Annotated in this window: 17 protein-coding genes and 1 tRNA gene; all 18 read left to right on the top strand. The window is 56.3% G+C overall.

Features of this window, described 5'->3' with window-relative positions:
* The first annotated feature begins 36 nt into the window (after positions 1–36).
* The 18 genes from ftsY (at position 37) to C7386_RS05260 (ending at position 19,576) form a co-directional block, all read left to right on the top strand.
* Positions 37–1,005, top strand: coding sequence for a signal recognition particle-docking protein FtsY (ftsY, locus tag C7386_RS05345; RefSeq protein WP_110436447.1), 969 nt, complete (start codon positions 37–39; stop codon positions 1,003–1,005).
* On the top strand, positions 992–1,717 hold the full coding sequence (rph, locus tag C7386_RS05340; protein WP_110436448.1) for a ribonuclease PH: 726 nt from the start codon (positions 992–994) through the stop codon (positions 1,715–1,717). The genes ftsY and rph overlap by 14 nt, the downstream gene beginning before the upstream one ends.
* Positions 1,717–2,292, top strand: a complete 576-nt coding sequence (rdgB, locus tag C7386_RS05335; protein WP_110436449.1) for an RdgB/HAM1 family non-canonical purine NTP pyrophosphatase — start codon at positions 1,717–1,719, stop codon at positions 2,290–2,292. The genes rph and rdgB overlap by 1 nt, the downstream gene beginning before the upstream one ends.
* 166 nt (positions 2,293–2,458) lie before the next feature.
* Positions 2,459–2,758 (top strand): YhbY family RNA-binding protein, encoded by a 300-nt coding sequence (locus tag C7386_RS05330; RefSeq protein ID WP_110436450.1) that lies wholly within the window; start codon positions 2,459–2,461, stop codon positions 2,756–2,758.
* Positions 2,755–3,348 carry a nicotinate (nicotinamide) nucleotide adenylyltransferase gene (gene nadD / locus C7386_RS05325; protein ID WP_110436451.1) on the top strand — a complete coding sequence of 198 codons (594 nt, stop codon included), beginning with the start codon at positions 2,755–2,757 and terminating at the stop codon, positions 3,346–3,348. Before C7386_RS05330 ends, nadD begins: the two co-directional genes overlap by 4 nt.
* A gap of 170 nt (positions 3,349–3,518) precedes the next feature.
* On the top strand, positions 3,519–4,082 hold the full coding sequence (gene yqeK / locus C7386_RS05320) for a bis(5'-nucleosyl)-tetraphosphatase (symmetrical) YqeK (RefSeq protein WP_158557386.1): 564 nt from the start codon (positions 3,519–3,521) through the stop codon (positions 4,080–4,082).
* A gap of 18 nt (positions 4,083–4,100) precedes the next feature.
* Complete coding sequence (locus C7386_RS05315; RefSeq protein ID WP_110436453.1) at positions 4,101–5,609, top strand: LCP family protein; 1,509 nt, start codon at positions 4,101–4,103, stop codon at positions 5,607–5,609.
* A 67-nt stretch (positions 5,610–5,676) separates the two neighbouring features.
* The gene (rsfS, locus tag C7386_RS05310) at positions 5,677–6,042 is read left to right on the top strand and encodes a ribosome silencing factor (protein ID WP_110436454.1); all 366 of its coding nucleotides are present in this window, start codon (positions 5,677–5,679) and stop codon (positions 6,040–6,042) included.
* A gap of 85 nt (positions 6,043–6,127) precedes the next feature.
* The gene (gene leuS, locus C7386_RS05305) at positions 6,128–8,536 is read left to right on the top strand and encodes a leucine--tRNA ligase (protein ID WP_110436455.1); all 2,409 of its coding nucleotides are present in this window, start codon (positions 6,128–6,130) and stop codon (positions 8,534–8,536) included.
* 170 nt (positions 8,537–8,706) lie between these two features.
* Positions 8,707–8,889: a 30S ribosomal protein S21 gene (gene rpsU / locus C7386_RS05300; protein ID WP_031472056.1), complete on the top strand. Its 183-nt coding sequence runs from the start codon at positions 8,707–8,709 to the stop codon at positions 8,887–8,889.
* A gap of 984 nt (positions 8,890–9,873) precedes the next feature.
* A complete protein-coding gene (locus tag C7386_RS05295; RefSeq protein WP_116704975.1) occupies positions 9,874–10,404 on the top strand; it encodes an LOG family protein in 531 nt (176 codons plus the stop codon).
* A 631-nt stretch (positions 10,405–11,035) separates the two neighbouring features.
* Positions 11,036–13,030 (top strand): DNA gyrase/topoisomerase IV subunit B, encoded by a 1,995-nt coding sequence (locus C7386_RS05290; RefSeq protein WP_110436457.1) that lies wholly within the window; start codon positions 11,036–11,038, stop codon positions 13,028–13,030.
* 23 nt (positions 13,031–13,053) lie between these two features.
* The gene (locus C7386_RS05285; protein ID WP_165815472.1) at positions 13,054–14,061 is read left to right on the top strand and encodes an acyltransferase; all 1,008 of its coding nucleotides are present in this window, start codon (positions 13,054–13,056) and stop codon (positions 14,059–14,061) included.
* A complete protein-coding gene (locus C7386_RS05280; protein ID WP_110436459.1) occupies positions 14,061–16,277 on the top strand; it encodes a DNA gyrase subunit A in 2,217 nt (738 codons plus the stop codon). Before C7386_RS05285 ends, C7386_RS05280 begins: the two co-directional genes overlap by 1 nt.
* Before the next feature lie 1,182 nt (positions 16,278–17,459).
* Positions 17,460–17,774, top strand: coding sequence for a YerC/YecD family TrpR-related protein (locus C7386_RS05275; protein ID WP_110436460.1), 315 nt, complete (start codon positions 17,460–17,462; stop codon positions 17,772–17,774).
* Entirely contained in the window at positions 17,767–18,504 is a 738-nt protein-coding gene (locus C7386_RS05270; RefSeq protein WP_116704973.1) for a class I SAM-dependent DNA methyltransferase, read from the top strand. Before C7386_RS05275 ends, C7386_RS05270 begins: the two co-directional genes overlap by 8 nt.
* A 3-nt stretch (positions 18,505–18,507) precedes the next feature.
* On the top strand, positions 18,508–19,389 hold the full coding sequence (hslO, locus tag C7386_RS05265) for an Hsp33 family molecular chaperone HslO (RefSeq protein WP_116704972.1): 882 nt from the start codon (positions 18,508–18,510) through the stop codon (positions 19,387–19,389).
* A gap of 110 nt (positions 19,390–19,499) precedes the next feature.
* Positions 19,500–19,576, top strand: a tRNA-Asp gene (locus C7386_RS05260).
* Positions 19,577–19,580 lie beyond the last annotated feature (4 nt).

The following is a 19,580-nucleotide window of genomic DNA, read 5'->3' as shown; positions in this document are numbered from 1 at the left end:
ATTCCTGATTTGCAAGATAAATATAAGGAGATAAGCATGGGATTTTTTGATAAAATTAAGCAGGGCTTAAAGAAAACATCGGATGCGGTGAACCACTCGCTGGACAGCGTGTTCGCGGCATTTGTCAAGGTGGATGATGATCTGCTCGAGGAACTGGAAGAAGCACTCATCCTGTCGGACGTCGGTGCATCCACGGCGGCGAAGATCGTCGCTGAGGTCGAAAAGCGCGCCAAGCTGCGCAAGACCACCACGGCGGACGAGCTGCGCGACCTGCTCCGCGAGGTGCTGACCGACAACATGCTCGACAATCAGCCGCTGAATACGGACGGCAAGCCGGCGGTCATTCTGGTAATCGGCGTCAACGGTGTCGGCAAGACGACCTCGATCGGCAAGCTGGCGGCCCGCTATGTCAATGAGGGTAAAAAGGTTATGCTGTCGGCGGCGGATACCTTCCGCGCAGCTGCGGCGGACCAGCTCGAAATCTGGGCAAAGCGTGCCGGTGCGGATATCGTTCGCCACGGCGAGGGCGCAGACCCGGCGGCTGTTGTGTTTGACTCCATCTCGGCGGCCAAGGCACGCGGCAGCGATATCATCATCGTGGATACGGCAGGCCGTCTGCACAACAAGGCCAACCTGATGAACGAACTGGCGAAGATCGACCGCGTTATCTCCCGTGAGCTGCCGGATGCGTCGCGCGAAACGCTGCTCGTGCTGGATGCGACCACCGGTCAGAATGCGGTTCATCAGGCTGAGGAGTTCAACAAGGCTGCCGAGCTGACCGGCATTATTCTCACCAAGCTGGACGGCACCGCAAAGGGCGGCATCGTGATCGCCATTTCGGCAGGACTGGGTGTTCCGGTCAAGCTGGTCGGCGTTGGCGAGGGCATTGACGATCTGATCGACTTTGACCGTGCGGCATTCCTGGAGGCCATCCTGCCGCCGGTTCATGAAAACGCAGAAAACGATGAGGAACAGACCGAGGAGGACGAAAATGCAGAGACCTGACGGAAGAACCAAGGGCGCAATGCGTCCGGTGAAGATTACCACTGATTACACGATGTACGCGGAAGGCTCGGTGCTGGTCGAGATGGGCAACACCAAGGTCATCTGCACCGCGTCGGTCGAGGAAAAGGTACCGCCGTTCCTCGAGGGCAAGGGCCTCGGCTGGGTAACCGCCGAGTATGCGATGCTCCCGCGTGCGACCAATACCCGCAAAAAACGCGACATCAAGTCGCTCAAGCTGGACGGCCGCTCGAGCGAGATCCAGCGTCTGATCGGCCGTGCGCTGCGTGCGGTCGTGGACCGCGAAGCACTCGGTGAGCGCCAGATCACGATTGACTGCGACGTTATTCAGGCGGACGGCGGCACGCGCTGCGCGTCCATCACCGGCGGATTTGTTGCACTGTGGCTTGCATGCAAAAAGCTGCTGGCCGATGGCGTGATCGAGAAAATGCCGCTCACCGCACAGGTTGCAGCCGTTTCGGTCGGCGTTTTTGAGGATGAAGCCGTGCTCGACCTCAACTACGCCGAGGACAGCCACGCCATTGTGGACTGCAACGTGGTTATGACGAGCAAGGGTGAGTTCATCGAGGTGCAGGGCACCGGCGAGGGCCGTCCGTTTACGGATACCGAGCTGCGCAAGCTGCTCGGACTCGGCAAGCGCGGCTGCCTGACGCTGTGCCGCAAGCAGGCCAAGGTGATGGGGGAAAGTCTGTAATGCAGTTTGTACTTGCTTCCCATAACAAGAAAAAGCTGGCAGAGCTGTCCGCTATCGTGAGCAGCCTCGGCATTGAAATCATCCCGCTGCCGGAGGGTGCCCCCGAACCCGAGGAAAACGGCAAAACCTTTGAGGAAAACGCCATCATCAAGGCAAAATCCGCCGCAGAGTTCACCGGTCTGCCCGCTCTCGCGGACGACAGCGGCCTGTGCGTAGATGCGCTGGACGGTGCTCCCGGTATCTACTCCGCGCGCTACTGCGAGGGTACGGACGAGGACCGCAATGCCTTTTTGCTGAAAAATATGCAGGATAAGGAAAACCGTGCCTGCCGGTTTGTGTGCGCGATCGCGTGTGTGCTCGCGGACGGCGAAACGCTCACCGTGCGCGGTGAATGCGAGGGCACACTGCTCCGCGAGAACCACGGCGCAGGCGGCTTCGGCTATGACCCGCTGTTCTATGTCGAGAAATACGGCTGTACCTTCGGCGAACTGCCGGCAGAGATCAAGAATACAATCTCTCATCGGGCAAATGCTTTGAATAAATTGAAAGCCATACTAAAAGATAAAGTGAATTGAAAATGGAGAATGGATAATGGAAAATGTCGCTATCCTTGCGCGGGTTCCGTCCGCGCTGCGACGAGGTGCGGCACGTAGTGCCGAATAAAATAATCGCGCAAGGCGCGATACCATAATTCTCAATTCTCCATTCTCAATTTTCCATTAAAACATAAGGAGAAATATAATGCTTAACACAAAACAACGCGCACAGCTTCGTGCAATGGCAAACCCGCTGGCGGTCACGCTGATCATCGGCAAGGAAGGCGTAACCGACGCGGTAGAACGCGAGCTGGACGCGCTGCTCGAATCCCACGAGCTGGTCAAGGGCAAGGTGCTCGAGAGTGCGATGCTGACGCCGCGCACGGTATCCGAGGCGCTCTGCGAGGCCACTGGCGCGGACGCTGTACAGTGCATCGGCTCCAAGTTTGTGCTGTACCGCCAGTCCAGCGATGAGGACAAGCGCAAGATCGTTCTGGTAAAATGAGGACGGGAATTCTCGGCGGCACATTCAATCCGCCGCATCTGGGACATCTGCATGCGGCGGAACTCGCGCACCGTGCGCTGAACTTAGATCGGGTGCTGTTCATTCCGACCAATATTCCGCCGCACAAGGCTCTGCCGGAGAACACCGCGTCCGCAGAGGACCGGTGCGAAATGGTGCGCCGCCTGACGGCAGAAAAAACGTGGGCGATGCTTGACACTATAGAGATCGACCGCGGCGGCGCAAGCTACACGGTGGACACGCTCCGCGCGCTTCATGCACGCGGCGAGACCGACCTGCACCTGATCGTCGGCACGGATATGCTGCTCTCGTTCGATAAAATCTGGCGTGCGCCGGACGAGATCGCGCGGCTGGCTTCGCTTGCTGTCTGCGCCCGCGAAAACGAGGACTGGGACGCGCTGCGTGAAAAGGCGGCGGCGCTCAAGGACTCGCTCGGTGCAACCGTAGAGCTGGTGCAGGGCGACAGCCTGACCATTTCCTCGACCGAGCTGCGGCAGGGCGGTGCACTGCGATGCTATACACCGGAATCGGTCGCGGATTACATCGAAGAAAAGCATTTGTACGGCTATTAAGCCTGTATCATACAGGTTTAACAGATAAATACAGCAGTTTGTTCAAAATCAGTATTTTTTGTATGACTTAGGAACGGACTGCGGCTCGTTCCTTCTTGTCGGAAAAACTGTAGTTTTGCGGCAGGAATTGCTGAGAAAGGCGGGGAAAAGTTATGTTATGTAATGAAGAAATGCGTAAAAGTATCCTTTCCAGACTGCAGGGCTACCGCTATGAGCACTCGCTCGGCGTGGAGCGTGCGGCGATCATGCTGGCAGAAAAGTACGGCGAGGACCCGGAAAAAGCGGGTACTGCAGGCATTCTGCATGACATAACAAAATATCTTTCTCCGCAAGAACAGTTGAATTTATGCGGGAAATACGGTATAATACCCTGTACCGTCGAAAAAAGCGAGCCGAAAATGCTGCACGGAAAGACGGCGGCAGCCATCGCGCGGGCCGAATACCACATGCCCGAGGATATCTGCGATGCCATCGCCTGCCACACCACCGGCAAGAACCATATGACGCTGCTTGACAAGATCTTGTATCTGGCGGATTACATCGAAGAAACTCGTGATTTTCCCGGCGTGGACAAGGCGCGTGAGCTGGCGCAGATCGACATCGACAGTGCCCTGCTCTACTGCTATGACCAGACGCTGACCGAGCTGGTCGCACGCGGAAAACTCATCCACAGCGATACCATTGCCGCTTATAATGATATGATCCGGCAGGGTGTCAGCTGGCGGGACAAGTAAAATGGAGGCAGGAATCGTTTGAAACTATTCGGAGGAAGCGGCGACAGGAAAAACCGCAACGGAGACAGCACTCCGGCACAGGCTCCCGCACAGCAGGCAGCGCCCAAGCCGGAAGGGAACCACCAGCCGATCTCGGCGCCCAAGCCGGGCGGCAAAAAGGGAAAGGCTCCGAAGGAGAAAAAAAAGCTGACACCCAGACAGAAGGGCAAGCGCATTGCCATCATTATGGCGGTTGTGCTGGTGCTGTTCGCGTGCGCAGCAGCTGCAGCGGTGTGGTTCGTCCGTTCGCCGCAGGCGACGATCAAGGACAAGGAAAACGGCGATAAGGTCGATGTGAGCAGCCTGCTCAACTCGGGCACCCGCATTGACGATGTGTTTACGTTCGTGGTCGGCGCAGTTGATGAGGACGAAACACGAACAGACGCTTTGATGGTCGCAACCATGGATACCAAGGACAAGACCATCAACGTCATGAACATCCCACGCGACACCATGTGCAACAACACGGCAACCGGCGCGAGCAAGAAGATCAACGCAGCCTACGGCATGGATACCGGCGGCAAGGGCGGCAACATCGAGCAGACGAGCAAGGAAATCGAGCGTCTGATGGGCTTCCGGCCGGATAAATACGTTATCGTCAACTTTGACGGCATTGCAGCCATCGTGGATGCAATCGGCGGCGTGGATTATGATGTGCCGTTCGATATGAAGTACGATGATCCGTCGCAGAATCTGCACATCGACCTGAAAAAAGGTCAGCAGCATCTGGACGGCAAGCAGACTGTCGGCTTCCTGCGCTGGAGACACAACAACGATTACACCGTACAGTACACCAACGGCGATGAAGGCCGTGTAGAGAATCAGCAGAAGTTCCTCAAGGCGCTGGCAGGTCAGGTGCTGCAGATCAAGAATGTGACCAAGATCCGCTCGATCGCAGAGGCCGTGTTCAAGAACGTCAAGACCGACTTCAGCGCCGGCGAGCTGCTGTGGATGGGCATGCAGGCCATGCAGATCGACAACAGCAGCATTCAGTTCTTTACACTGCCCGGCTACGGCAAGATGAGCACGGCGGGCACCTCGGTGCAGTATTCGTTCTTCTTCCCGTATTACGACCAGACGCTGGAGCTGGTAAACAAGTATTTCAACCCCTACGAGGAGCCGATCTCCAAGCTGGACATTGTCGGCGGACCGGATACCACTACCTACTCGGGCGGCTATGTAAGCTCGGGCGAGGAAGATAATGTATGGGGTGACACCTCCGGCTCGTACGATTACAGCGAGGATTATTACGAAGAACCGGATTACAGCTACGATGAGCCATCCTACGACAACAGCGGCTCGGACGGCGATTATTCGGATAACAATGACTACTCGGGCGGCGACAGCGGCGGAGACTATTCCGGCGGCGACTCCGGTGAGGAGAGCGGCGGCGACTCCTCCGGCGGCGATTACACCGACGGCGGCGGAGAGGACAGCGGTGCTTCCTCCGGCGGAGACGATGGCGGAACATACGATCCCGAGGCATAATAAAGGCAATATACCATAATCGGCAGAAAGGCAAACCCTTTTCTGCCGCACAAAAGGAGTTTATACTTTGACTGCAAAAGAAACTGTAAAGGCGATCTGCGAAGCGCTGATCGAGAAAAAGGCTCAGGGCATTGAGGTGCTGCATGTTGAGCGCCTGACCGAGCTGACCGAGTATTTCGTCATCTGCTCTGCGTCCTCCACTACGCAGGTTAAGGCACTGGCGGACAATGTAGAGTGGCACCTGAAGTATGACCATGACGAGATGCCGCACCACACCGAGGGCTATGAATCCGCACAGTGGATGCTGCTGGACTACGGCTGCGCTGTACTGCATGTATTCATGCCGGAGGCACGCAAGTTCTACAATCTGGAGAACCTGTGGAAGGACGGCACGCCGGTAACGCTTGAAGAGCTGGGCATCGAGGACAAGTAAAATACCGACATGCGGCGGCGCCGGGAACGACGTCCGCCGCGTTGTCGCGCTCAAAATCCAAAACTCACTTTAGGGGGAGAATCCGTTGAAGTACGATCATAAACAAGTAGAAAAGAAATGGCAGGACATCTGGGACGAGAAGCAGTGCTTCCATGCCGAGAATGACTCGGACAAGGAGAAGTTCTACGCGCTCGTAGAGTTCCCGTATCCGTCCGGTCAGGGTCTGCATGTAGGCCATCCGCGCTCCTACACCGCACTGGATATCGTTGCGCGCAAAAAGCGCATGCAGGGCTACAACGTGCTGTATCCGATGGGCTGGGATGCATTCGGTCTGCCGACTGAGAACTTTGCCATCAAGAACCATGTTCATCCGGCAGAGGTTACCAAGAAGAACATCGCACGCTTCAAGAGCCAGCTCAAGAGCCTTGGTCTGTCGTTCGACTGGTCGCGTGAGATCAATACCACCGACCCGAGCTACTACAAGTGGACCCAGTGGATTTTCCTGCAGCTGTTCAAGAAGGGCCTGGCCTACAAGAAGGAAATGAGCGTAAACTGGTGCACCTCCTGCAAGTGCGTTCTGGCGAACGAGGAGGTTGTCAACGGTGTTTGTGAGCGCTGCGGCAGCGAGGTCGTTCACAAGACCAAGAGCCAGTGGATGCTCGCCATCACCAAGTATGCACAGCGCCTGATCGACGATCTGGATGATGTGGACTACATCGAGCGCGTTAAGATTCAGCAGCGCAACTGGATCGGCCGTTCCACTGGCGCTGAGGTCGATTTCAAGACCACCGAGGGCGACACGCTGACCGTTTACACCACCCGTCCGGACACCCTGTTCGGCGCGACCTACATGGTAATCTCTCCGGAGCACCCGATGATCGAGCAGTGGGCGGACAAGCTGAACAACATCGAGGACGTTCGCGCATACCGTGAGGAGGCTGCCCGCAAGTCCGACTTCGAGCGTACCGAGCTGAACAAGGACAAGACCGGCGTTAAGCTGGACGGCGTTGCTGCAATTAACCCGGTAAACGGCAAGCAGATCCCGATCTTCGTTTCCGACTATGTTCTGATGGGCTACGGCACCGGTGCCATCATGGCTGTTCCGGCGCACGATGACCGCGACTGGGAGTTTGCTAAGAAGTTCGGCTGTGAGATCATCGAGGTTGTTTCCGGCGGCGAGGATGTCCAGAAGGCTGCGTTCACCGCAAAGGACGAAACCGGCATTCTGGTAAATTCCGATTTTCTGAACGGCAAGACCGTTAAGGACGCTATCCCGGCTATGATCGAGTGGCTGGGTGAAAAGGGCATCGGCCATGCCAAGGTGCAGTACAAGCTGCGTGACTGGGTATTCTCCCGTCAGCGTTACTGGGGCGAGCCGATTCCGATCGTCAAGTGCGACAAGTGCGGCTATGTGGCTCTGCCGGAGGATCAGCTGCCGCTTGAGCTGCCGAACGTAACCAGCTACGAGCCGACCGACAACGGCGAGTCTCCGCTGGCGCACATGACTGACTGGGTAAACACCACCTGTCCGTGCTGCGGCGGTCCGGCAAAGCGCGAGACCGATACCATGCCGCAGTGGGCCGGTTCCTCCTGGTACTTCCTGCGCTATATGGACCCGCACAATGACAAGGCGCTTGCCTCGCCGGAAGCACTGAAATATTGGTCTCCGGTTGACTGGTACAACGGCGGCATGGAGCACACCACGCTGCATCTGCTGTACAGCCGTTTCTGGCATAAGTTCCTGTATGACATCGGCGTAGTGCCGACCAAGGAGCCGTATGCAAAGCGCACCAGCCACGGCATGATCCTCGGCGAGAACGGCGAGAAGATGTCCAAGAGCCGCGGCAACGTCGTCAACCCGGACGAGATCGTTGACACCTACGGCGCAGATACCATGCGTCTGTACGAGATGTTCATCGGTGACTTTGAGAAGGCTGCTCCGTGGAGTCCGAAGTCCATCAAGGGCTGCCGCCGCTTCCTCGAGCGCGTATGGGCACTGGCTGACAAGGTGCAGGACGGCGATACCTACTCCGAGCAGCACGAGGTTCTCATGAACCGTACCATCAAAAAGGTCGGCGAGGACGCAGACAACCTCAAGGCCAACACCGCTATCGCAGCGCTGATGACCATGCTCAACGAGTTCTACGATAAGGGCGTAAACCGTGCCGAGTACAAGACCTTCCTGGCGCTGCTCAATCCGTTTGCACCGCATATCACCGAGGAGCTGTGGCAGCAGCTCGGCGAGACCGGTCTGCTCTCCGTAGCACCGTGGCCGACCTACGACGAGGCCAAGACCGTCGAGAGCACGGTAGAGCTGGCGGTACAGGTAAACGGCAAGCTGAAGTGCACCATCAAGCTGGCAGCCGACGCGGACAAGCAGACTGCGATCGATACCGCAATGGCAGAGGAAAAGGTACAGCACGCCATCGAGGGCAAGCAGATCGTAAAGCAGATCGTTGTTCCGGGCAAGATCGTAAACCTTGTCGTAAAGTAAGAAGGAATGCCGGATTTCCGCGTCAAAAAGAAAAAATCGAAAACTACGGGAAAAAGTAGTTGACATTGACGCGGAAATTCGATATAATATCCTTACGGTTTTGTGTATGGATGTATACAAACTGTGCTAAGCGATCCCCATGAGGGGAACGTGCGGAGGGAGGGAAAACTGTGTCGGAGATCCGCATCAAGGAAAATGAGTCTATTGACAGCGCACTGCGTCGCTTCAAGCGTTCGTGTGCCAAGGCGGGTACGCTTTCCGAGCTCCGCAAGCGTGAGCATTATGAAAGCCCGAGCGTAAAGCGCCGCAAGAAGTCTGAGGCTGCACGCGCAAAGAAGAAGAAGTTCCGCTAAAATAGAATTTCCAGAGAGCAGATGGTTAAACGTCTGCTCTTTTCTTTTTTCTGCACCGGCTGATCGGGGGATCTGAACCGCGCAGGCGGTTCACCCTGTCCGGGCGGCAGTCTTTTCAGCATCGGCTGAGCGGGGGACACGAACTGCGTTAGCGTGTTCGCCCCTAACGGGCGGGGAGTTTTTTGCTTGAAATCAAGCGGGGGATTCGCCGTCTGCGGACGGCGGGAGCGTGCCGCGCCCCGCGGCAGGGCAAGAGGGTAGACACCAAGGTTTCTACCCTCTTAACTCCCACTTCCTTTTATTTCTTAGTCTGGCGCAGATTGCCGACATGTGACCGCTGCGAAACAGGGGAACGGCAGAGAATTTTTTCTTCCGTGTCTTTCGCAATCTATTCGCAGGGTCGGATACATTACTGCTACACAGACCGGCTACTCTCCGCAGGCGCAACATACTCGTGTTGCGCAACTCGTAAGTCTGGAGATAACAGACGGCACCTGCGGATTTAGGCGTTTGATCGATTTATCTTCGCAGGTGCTGTCTATAATAACGTGCTTACGAATTGCGCGGCACTGCTATGCCGCGCCTGCGTAAACTAACCCACATGTGTAGCAGTACAGTATCTGACACTGCGAATGGGTTGAGAAAGACACGGAAGAAAAAATCCTCTGCCGTACCCAATTTCGGAGCGGTCACATGTAGGTAATCTGCGCCGGGCTAACAAACAAGGGAAAGGTAGGAGTTCAAAGAGGAAGGGAAACCGCAGGTGTCCCTTCCTTTTTGCCCCCGCGGCGGGTGCCGCACTCTCCCGCGCTCCGCAGAGCGCAACTCCCCGCTGAGGTTCAGCAGAAAACTCTCCGCCCGTCAGGGGCGAACCCGCTAACGCAGTTCGGGTACCCTGTTCAGCCGGTGCTGAATTCACAAATCGAAATTTCCGGCATTTCCGCCGATAACTCTGCATACACCTGTATAATGGAGGACAAAATTATGAACATAACCGTATATCTGGGTGCAAACGAGGGCCGTGAGCCTGCCCTCAAAACCGCCGTGTGCGAGCTTGGCACATGGATTGGCGAGCATGGTCATACACTGGTCTACGGCGGCTCACGGGTCGGTCTAATGGGTGCGGTCGCGGCGAGCACACTGGCCGCAGGCGGCAAGGTAATCGGCGTAGAGCCGCGCTTTTTTATCGAGCAGGAGCTGCAGCTGGACGGTCTGACCGAGCTGATCGTCACCGAGGATATGACCGATCGCAAAACCAAAATGATCGAGCTTGGAGACGCGTTCATCGCCTTTCCGGGCGGTACGGGCACGCTCGAGGAGATTGCCGAGGTGATGAGCAAGCTGGCGCTGAACCATCTGGATGCACCGTGCATTTTCTATAATCTCAACAGCTATTACGACCATATGAAGGCATTGCTCGACCACATGATCGAGATGGAGCTGTCCACCAAAGAACGGCAGAAGAAAATCTATTTTGCGAACACCTTGGAAGAGGTTACAGCACTTTTGAATTGAGAATGAACGTATCGGGTTTGCGGTCACGTCATTTTCAATTTAGAAACGGTATGTTTACGGTTTCTTCAAACTTTCTACATACTTTAGACATGGGATTCCTGTATCCTGTAATCACAGCAGGGGAACAGCAAGATGAGTGCTAAAAACCGCTTGCCATCCCTTTTGAAATAGATACTTCATAGGAAATCTTTTTCTCCGACTGTGTGAGCAGTCAATCCCCCAAAAATCTGTCTGGCCCTGTGGGACGGAATACCGCGCAGGCTCCCGGACAGTCCAAAAACAAGAGGTGCAAGACACCCATTAGGCAATACCACACAATTTCCGCAAAGTACCGCGGCAGCGCGGCCGGAGCCTGTGTAAGAAGCCGCTGCTTTAATTGCGCGGTGTTGCCCCATACAACGCGCTTTCAGCAGGAACTGAGAGCGCGCATTTTTGCGTTCGGGCAAAATGGGGGGGCAAGGCAGTGATTTGTCTGGTTTTAGCATTTCTATGGATTGCAAAAACAGAACAATTGTTCTGTTTTGTTGACATAAACAATGATATGGTGTAAAATTGATATAAATGACTATTTCATATCTGAACAGATATAATAAAGTAAGTAAAACTTCGGAAATTGGGAGTTAAAGTATATATGAGCAAAGCAAAGCCGTCATACGGCAACGAAAGCATCTCCTCGCTGAAGGGTGCGGACCGTGTGCGCAAGCGCCCGGGCGTTATCTTCGGCTCGGACGGACTGGAGGGCTGCGAGCACGCGGTCTTTGAGATTCTGTCCAACTCGATCGACGAGGCGCGAGAGGGCCACGGCACCGAGATCGTCACCACGCGCTATGCGGACGGCTCGATCGAAGTCGCTGACCATGGCCGCGGTATCCCGATCGAATGGAACGAAAACGAGCAGCGCTACAACTGGGAACTGGTCTTCTGCGAGCTGTACGCAGGCGGCAAGTACAAGAACGACACCGGCGAAAACTATGAGTTTTCACTTGGTCTCAACGGTCTCGGTACCTGCGCGACGCAGTATTCCTCGGAGTACATGGACGTCACCGTTATCCGTGACGGCTTCGAGTACGGCCTGCACTTTGAAAAGGGCGAAAACAAGACCGGCACCAAGGAAGGCTACACCAAGAAGGCGACGAACGCGCGCAAAACCGGCACGACCATCCGCTGGAAGCCCGATCTGGAGGTATTCACGGATATCAACATCCCTGTGGATTATTATCTGGATACGCTCAAGCGGCAGGCGGTTGTCAACAGCCACATCAAGTTTGTGCTGAAAAATCAGGTGGGCAGCAGGTACGAGACCACCGAATTCCTCTATCAGAACGGCATTGTGGACTATGTGACCGAGCTGGCAGGCGAGAATCCGCTGACCTCGGTGCAGTTCCTAGAGGGCGAACGACGCGGACGCGACCGCGCCGACAAGGCCGAGTACAAGGTGAAGCTGTCGTGCGCGTTCTGCTTCTCCTCGGCGGTGTCGCAGATCGAGTACTACCACAACTCCTCGTGGCTGGAGCACGGCGGTGCACCGGACAAGGCCGTTCGCTCGGCGTTCGTGTCCGCCATCGACGCGTATCTCAAGCAGAACAATAAGTACAACAAGAGCGAGAGCAAGGTCACTTATCAGGATATTTTCGACAGCCTCGTGCTTGTCACCAACTGCTTCTCCACCCAGACCTCCTACGAGAACCAGACCAAGAAGGCCATCACCAACAAGTTCATCCAGGAGGCCATGACCGAGTTCCTCAAGGAAGGACTCGAGATCTACTTTATCGAGAACAAGGCCGAGGCAGACAAGATCGCCGAGCAGATCCTGATCAACAAGCGCAGCCGCGAACAGGCGGAAAAGGCGCGTCTGAATATCAAAAAGAAGCTGTCCGGCAATATTGACCTCGCTAACCGTGTGCAGAAGTTCGTGGACTGCCGCACCAAGGATGCGTCCCGCCGTGAGCTGTATATCGTCGAGGGCGATTCTGCACTCGGTTCGGTAAAACAGGGCCGCGACAGTGAATTTCAGGCCATCATGCCGGTGCGCGGCAAGATTCTCAACTGCCTGAAAGCCGATTACGATAAAATTTTCAAGAATGACATCATCACCGACCTTCTCAAAGTCCTCGGCTGCGGTGTCGAGGTGCGCGGCAAGGCGGCAAAGGATTTGTCTGCGTTCGACCTCGAAAGCCTGCGCTGGCACCGTATCATCATCTGCACTGATGCCGATGTGGACGGCTTCCAGATCCGCACGCTCATTCTGACCATGCTGTACCGTCTGGTGCCAACGCTCATCGAACAGGGCTACGTTTATATTGCGGAGTCGCCGCTGTATGAGATCACCTACCGCGACAAAAGCTATTTTGCGTTCGATGAGAGCGAAAAAGCGGCTATCCTCAAAAAGCTGGAGGGCAAAAAGATTCTTATCCAGCGCTCCAAGGGTCTTGGCGAGAACCAGCCCGAAATGATGTGGGAGACCACCATGAACCCCGAAAACCGCCGCCTGATCCGCATTACGCCGGATGAAGCGGCTGCCACGAGCGAAATGTTCGACCTGCTGCTCGGCGACAACCTCGCCGGACGTAAGGAGTATATTGCCGAGAACGGCGCGGATTATCTCGAGCTGGCGGATATTTCGTAAGGGCAAAAATGGGGGATAGCAACATGCGGATTCGGCAAATGGACGGCCTGCGGGCAGTTGCGGCGCTGGCCGTGGTGATGATACACGTTTCGGCAGGCCGCATGAACCCGGTCGGTGTATCCTGCAATCAGATAGCGCGGTTTGCTGTGCCGCTGTTTATCATGCTGTCCGGCTATGGGCACATGTACTCGTGGCTGCAGCATAGCGGTCAGTCTGCGGTGCAGACAGCAAAGCGGCGGCTGAAACGCGTGCTGCCGGCATATCTGGTCTGGTCGGTCCTTTACCTTGCGGTGGATGCCGTGTTCGGCAAGCCGCATGCACATCCGATCAAAAACATTCTGACAGGCGGCAGTTACGTCCACCTGTATTACATATTCATACTGGTGCAGCTGATCCTGCTCAGCGAGCTGTTCTGCCGTGCGGTAGAGCGGCATCCGGCGATGACGCTGCTCCTGTCCGCAGGCCTGACCTTCGGTATGGAGATAGTCCTTTACCTGCTGACCGTCGGTCAGCTGCAGTGGCAGTTTCCGGTGGCGCCGATCGGTCTGTTCGTGTGCTGGCCGCTGTTCTACAACATCGGTGCATGGCTGGCGAAATCCGGCCTGAGCGACCGCCTGCGTCTGCGCGTCTGTCTGCCGCTGTGGGCGCTTTCGGCGGTGCTGGTGCTGCTGGCGGAAGAGCATTCTGCGGCAGCCTATAAAATGGGTCTGCGGCCTGACACAACGGTTTACACGCTGCTGACATGGGCCGTGCTGTGGTCGCTGTTCAGCAGGCTGCCGGAGATTCCGAAGCCGCTGCAGTTTATTGCGCGGCATTCGTTCGGACTGTATCTGGCACATCCGCTGGTGCTGCGCCTGTGGAACGCGTGGGCGGTACGGCAGACACCGGTTATCTATCTGCACCTGTGGCAGATGTTTGCGCTGGCGCTTGCAGGCGGACTGGCGATTGCGGTCACACTGTCTTATCTGCCGTTCGGCGAGTATCTGGGCGGCGCAAAACGTACAAAGAAAATCCTGCAAAGGAGAGCATAATGGCAAAAAAGAAAACCGACGAACCAAAAGTATATAAAGAACATCCCTCGGTCGATCAGCGCATCACGGACACGCTGCGCGAGAACTACATGCCGTACGCGATGAGCGTTATCGTATCCCGCGCGATCCCGGAGATTGACGGCTTCAAGCCGTCCCACCGCAAGCTGCTGTACACCATGTACAAGATGGGCCTACTGAACGGCAACCGCACCAAATCCGCCAACATCGTGGGTCAGACCATGAAGCTGAACCCCCATGGTGATGCGGCCATCTACGAGACCATGGTGCGCCTGACACGCGGCAACGAGGCGCTTCTCATGCCGTTTGTGGACAGCAAGGGCAACTTCGGCAAGGTGTACTCGCGCGATATGGCATACGCCGCGCCGCGTTATACCGAGGCCAAGCTGGATGCGTTCTGTGCCGAGCTGTTCCGCGATATCGACACCGACGCAGTGGATTTTGTGGATAACTATGACGGCGAGATGAAGGAGCCGACGCTGCTGCCGACGACCTACCCGAACATTCTCGTGTCCGCGAATACCGGCATTGCGGTCGGCATGGCGTCCAATTTCTGCGGCTTTAACCTCGCGGAAGTCTGCCGCACGACCATCGAGCTTATCAAAAATCCCGAGCACGACATCCTTTCCACGCTGCCCGCGCCGGACTTCACGACCGGCGGCGACCTCATCTACGATGAGGCGGAAATACGTGCCATCTACCGCACCGGACGCGGCTCGTTCAAGGTACGCGCAAAATGGGCGTACAACAAGAAGGACAACCTGATCGAGATCACGGAGATTCCGTACACGACCACCATCGAGGCCATCATCGACAAGATCGCCGAGCTGGTCAAGAACGGTAAGGTGCGCGAGATTGCCGATGTGCGCGATGAGACTGACCTTTCCGGTCTGAAGATCGCCATTGACCTCAAGCGCGGCACCGACCCGGAAAAGCTGATGGCCAAGCTGATGAAGATGACTACCCTGCAGGACAGCTTCTCCTGCAACTTCAACGTGCTGATTGCAGGCATGCCGCGCGTGCTCGGCGTAGCCGAACTGCTCGATGAGTGGACGGCGTGGCGCACCGAATGCGTTCGCCGCCGTGTGTTCTTTGACCTCAACAAGAAGAAGGACAAGCTGCATCTGCTGCTCGGTCTGCGCAAAATCCTGCTCGATATCGACAAGGCGATTAAAATCATCCGCGAGACCGAAGAGGACGCAAATGTTATCCCGAACCTGATGGAAGGCTTCGGCATCGACAAAATCCAGGCCGAATTTATTGCGGATATCCGCCTGCGCAACATCAACAAGGAGTATATCCTGAAGCGCACGCAGGAGACCGAAGCACTCGAAAACGAGATTAAAAAGCTGGAGGAAATCGTCAAATCCAAGGCGAAGATCCGCAATATCATCATCAAGGAGCTGGAGCAGATCATCAAGAAGTACCCGTCCGAGCGCCGCACGCGCATCATCACTGCGGACAACGTGCAGCAGTTCGACGAGGAGGACCACATCGAGGATTATCCGGTGCTGCTGTTCCTCACCCGCGAGGGCTACTTCAAGAAGATTACGCCGCAGTCGTGGCGCATGTCGCAGGACCATAAGCTCAAAGAGGGCGATGAGGTGTTCTGGACTGCTGAGGCGACCAACAAGAACGAAATTATCTTTTTCACCAATATGCAGCAGGCGTACAAGGCGCACCTGTACGATTTTGAGGACAGCAAGGCCTCTGTGCTCGGTGATTACCTTGCGTCCAAGCTGGAGATGGACGAGGGCGAAATGCCGGTTTATGCCGTCCTGCCGGGTGACTACAAGGGCAGTATGGTCGTTGTGTTCAAAAACGGCAAGGCAGCCCGGTTTTCGATGGAATCCTTCGAGACCAAGACCAATCGACGCCGCCTGACCGGCGCGTACTCGGATAAGGCGCCGGCTGTGGCGTTCTTCCACCCAATCGAGGAGGAGAGCGAGATTACCATGTTCTCGACTGCCAACCGTGCGCTCACGTTCCGCGCGAGCATGCTCGATGTCAAGACAACCCGTTCCACGCAGGGCGTGCAGACCATGGTGCTGCGCGGCAAGCATACCATTACGCGGGCGTGCCGCACCGAGGACGCCGCGCTCAGCGATAACGCGCGCTACCGCTGCCGCAGTATTCCGTCCATCGGCGCATTGCTTACCGATGAGGATCTGCCGGATAAGCAGCTCAAATTGCTTTAATGCGAAACGCAGAGGGTTTCCTCTGCGTTTTTTTCTTTGCACCGGCTGAGCGGGGTGCGCGAACTGCGTCAGCGTGTTCGTCCCTAACGGGCGGAGAGTTTTTCGCTGAACCTCAGCGGGGAGTTGCGCTCTGCGGAGCGCGGGGATTCGCCGCGCCCCGCGGCGGGGCAAGAGGGTAGACACCAAGGTTTCTACCCTCTTAACTCCCACTTCCTTTGGGGGAGGGTCTGGCGCAGATTACCGACATGTGACCGCTGCGAAAAGGAGTACGGCAGAGGATTTTTTCTACCGTAGGGGAGCACAGTGTGCTCCCATGCCGAGACATATTCGCAGCGTCAGATAAATTACTGCTACACATGTGATTTCATCTAAGCAGGCGCGACATACCCGTGTCGCGCAATTCTTTAACGTGTTATACCGGAAGGCACCTGCGAATGTAGGCGTTTGGTACAATTTATCTTCGTAGGTGCTGTCTATCATAACGCGCTATCGAATTGTGCGGCACTGTTATGCCGCACCCAGCGTAGAGTTGCCCATATGTGTAGCAGTACGGTATCTGATACTGCGAACAGGTTGAGAAAGACACGGAAGAAAAAATCCTCTGCCGTCCCCCTCTTTCGTAGCGGTCACATGTCGGCAATCTGCGCCAGATTAGGAAGCAAGGGAAAGGTAGGAGTTCAAAGAGGAAGGAAAACCGTAGGTTGTCCTTCCTTTTTGCCCCCGCGGCGGGCGCCGCGACGTTCCCGCCGTCCGCAGACGGCGAATCCCCCGCTGAGGTTTAGCGAAAAACTCCCCGCCCGTTAGGGGCGAACCCGCTAACGCAGTTCGTGTGCCCCGGTCAGCCGGTGCAGAGAAAGGAGCCGCCCGTCAGGGCGAACACGCTGACGCAGTTCGCGCACCCCGCTCAGCCGGTGCTGAAAAAACTGCCGCCCGGACAGGGTGAACCTCCTGCGCGGTTCAGGTGCCCCAATCGCCCGGTGCAGAAAAAAGGAGATGCCCGGACAGGGCGTAGCGCATACGCGCCTCGTGTGCACCAGAAGGCCGGTGCAGCGAAAAAGAGTGCCGCACACGGACACATGTCCACCCATGAAGATCAAATATTTTTACGCTTTACACTATAAAAGCGATGTGCTATAATACAGGGTATAAGAGCGAAAAAACGAATGTAGGGAGGGATAGACCATGAATCGAAAGTTGAAGGACGAGGATATGGACATTCTGTTCCGCGGTATTCTCAAGCTGCAGACGGTCGAGGATTGCTACGACTTTTTTGAAGATTTGTGCACGATCGCCGAACTGCGTGCCATGGTGCAGCGCTTTCAGGTGGCGCGTATGCTGGACGAGGGACGCATTTACAGCGATATCGTGCAGGAGACCGGCGCGTCCACCGCGACGATCAGCCGCGTGAACAAGTGCCTTGTGTATGGCTCGGACGGCTACCGCAAGATGCTCGACCGGCTCAAGGAGGACGAAACAGCAGAGGAGAGCCATGAATAGTTACGAAACCCTGTCGGAATACTATGACCGCTTCACGGATGACGTGGGCTACGAGGAATGGGCTGACTTTTTCGAGCGCCTATTTGAGCGGGAAGGCGTAAAGCCGTCGCTGGTGCTCGATCTGGCGTGCGGAACCGGCAGTCTGACGCGCATTCTGGCGCAGCGCGGCTATGATATGATCGGCGCGGACGCATCGCCGGAAATGCTCATGCAGGCGCTGCAGAACACGCTGGACTGCGAGCCGCGTCCGCTGCTGCTCAATCAGCGCATGGAGGAACTGGATCTGTACGGCGCGGTAGACGTGTGCCTGTGCTGTCTGGACAGCGTAAACTACGTCACCGAGCCGGAAGCACTGCAGACCGCCTTCGAGCGCGTACACACGTTCCTCAATCCGGACGGCCTGTTCGTATTCGACATCAACACACCCGAGAAATTCGCCCGCATTGACGGCGAAAGCTATGTCCGCGAGGACGACGGCGTATTCTGCGTATGGCAGGCGGCGGTCGAGGACGGCCTGTGTGCCTACCAGTTCGATATTTTCGAGCAGGAGGACGATGTGTGGCACCGTGCGCAGGAAACGCACGAGGAGCGCATCTACGAGCCTGCACAGCTGACCGCCATGCTGGAGCAGGCCGGTTTTACCGAGATCAAAACCTATGGCGACCAGTCCTTTGCGCCCGTACGGGGCGGCGAGGACCGCATTTACTTTACAGCACGAAAGAGAGATTAACTTATGAGCGATACGTTACTTCGCGCGATCGCCCGTGACGCGGGCATCCAGATTTGTGCAGCCAGCACGACCGAGCTGGTCGAGCGCGCACACGAAATCCACAATACCACGCCGCTGGCTACCGCAGCCCTCGGACGAACGCTGACCGCGACTGCCATCATGGGCAGCCAGCTCAAGGTCGAGGACGGCTCCGTGACCGTGCAGATCAAGGGCAACGGCCCGCTCGGCGCGATCGTCTGCGTCGGTGATTCGGATGGCTATGTGCGCGGCTATCTGCAGGACCCGGCTGTCGATCTGCCGCTGCGTGCGGACGGCAAGCTGAATGTAGGCGGCGGTGTCGGCCGCGGCTATCTGATGGTGATTAAGGATATTGGCTTGAAGGACCCGATCACGGGCACGGTTGCGCTCGTCAACGGCGAGATTGCCGAGGACCTGACCCGCTATTTCGCGGAGAGCGAGCAGATTCCGTCTGCGTGCGCGCTCGGTGTGCTCGTGGATACCGACTGCTCGGTCAAGTGCGCCGGCGGCTGGCTCGTGCAGCTTATGCCGGGCGTAAAGGATTCCGACATTGACAAGCTGGAGGCCAATCTGGCAAAGCTGGAGAGCATGACTGCTATGCTCGATAAGGGCATGAGCCTCGAGGACATTATTCGCGCGGTACTCGATGGCTTTGAGGTAGATTTTCTGCAGACCAGTGAAATCGGCTACCGCTGTGCGTGCAGCCGTGAAAAAGTAGAGCGCGCCCTGATCAGCATGGGAAAAACCGAACTTTGCAAGATGGCGGAAGAACAGGAAAATAGTGAGGTAACCTGCCAGTTTTGCGATAAAATCTATCGTTTCAGCCGCGCAGAGTTGCAGGAACTTTTAACACACGCAACGAAATAAAAAGAAAATAAAAAAACTTTGAAAAAAGTGTTGACATTTGGGCACAGGTTCTGTATAATAAACATCGTCGCTGAGAGATACGAACGAAAACGAAACAGCGACGACGGCCTGGCCCGGTAGCTCAGTTGGTTAGAGCGCTAGCCTGTCACGCTAGAGGCCGTGGGTTCAAGTCCCATCCGGGTCGCCATTCT

Origin of the sequence: Agathobaculum butyriciproducens (assembly GCA_003096535.1) — a bacterium.
GTDB lineage: Bacteria > Bacillota > Clostridia > Oscillospirales > Butyricicoccaceae > Agathobaculum > Agathobaculum butyriciproducens.
Note: the sequence above shows the minus strand (reverse complement) of the source record. Positions and strands in the feature narration are given on the sequence as shown.

Bases quoted from the DNA above. Each gene is read 5' to 3' on its own strand.
- ftsY (WP_110436447.1), top strand. From the start codon at position 37: ATGGGATTTTTTGATAAAATTAAGCAGGGCTTAAAGAAAACATCGGAT.
- rph (WP_110436448.1), top strand. From the start codon at position 992: ATGCAGAGACCTGACGGAAGAACCAAGGGCGCAATGCGTCCGGTGAAG.
- rdgB (WP_110436449.1), top strand. From the start codon at position 1,717: ATGCAGTTTGTACTTGCTTCCCATAACAAGAAAAAGCTGGCAGAGCTG.
- C7386_RS05330 (WP_110436450.1), top strand. From the start codon at position 2,459: ATGCTTAACACAAAACAACGCGCACAGCTTCGTGCAATGGCAAACCCG.
- nadD (WP_110436451.1), top strand. From the start codon at position 2,755: ATGAGGACGGGAATTCTCGGCGGCACATTCAATCCGCCGCATCTGGGA.
- yqeK (WP_158557386.1), top strand. From the start codon at position 3,519: ATGCGTAAAAGTATCCTTTCCAGACTGCAGGGCTACCGCTATGAGCAC.
- C7386_RS05295 (WP_116704975.1), top strand. From the start codon at position 9,874: ATGAACATAACCGTATATCTGGGTGCAAACGAGGGCCGTGAGCCTGCC.
- C7386_RS05290 (WP_110436457.1), top strand. From the start codon at position 11,036: ATGAGCAAAGCAAAGCCGTCATACGGCAACGAAAGCATCTCCTCGCTG.
- C7386_RS05285 (WP_165815472.1), top strand. From the start codon at position 13,054: ATGCGGATTCGGCAAATGGACGGCCTGCGGGCAGTTGCGGCGCTGGCC.
- C7386_RS05280 (WP_110436459.1), top strand. From the start codon at position 14,061: ATGGCAAAAAAGAAAACCGACGAACCAAAAGTATATAAAGAACATCCC.
- C7386_RS05275 (WP_110436460.1), top strand. From the start codon at position 17,460: ATGAATCGAAAGTTGAAGGACGAGGATATGGACATTCTGTTCCGCGGT.
- C7386_RS05270 (WP_116704973.1), top strand. From the start codon at position 17,767: ATGAATAGTTACGAAACCCTGTCGGAATACTATGACCGCTTCACGGAT.
- hslO (WP_116704972.1), top strand. From the start codon at position 18,508: ATGAGCGATACGTTACTTCGCGCGATCGCCCGTGACGCGGGCATCCAG.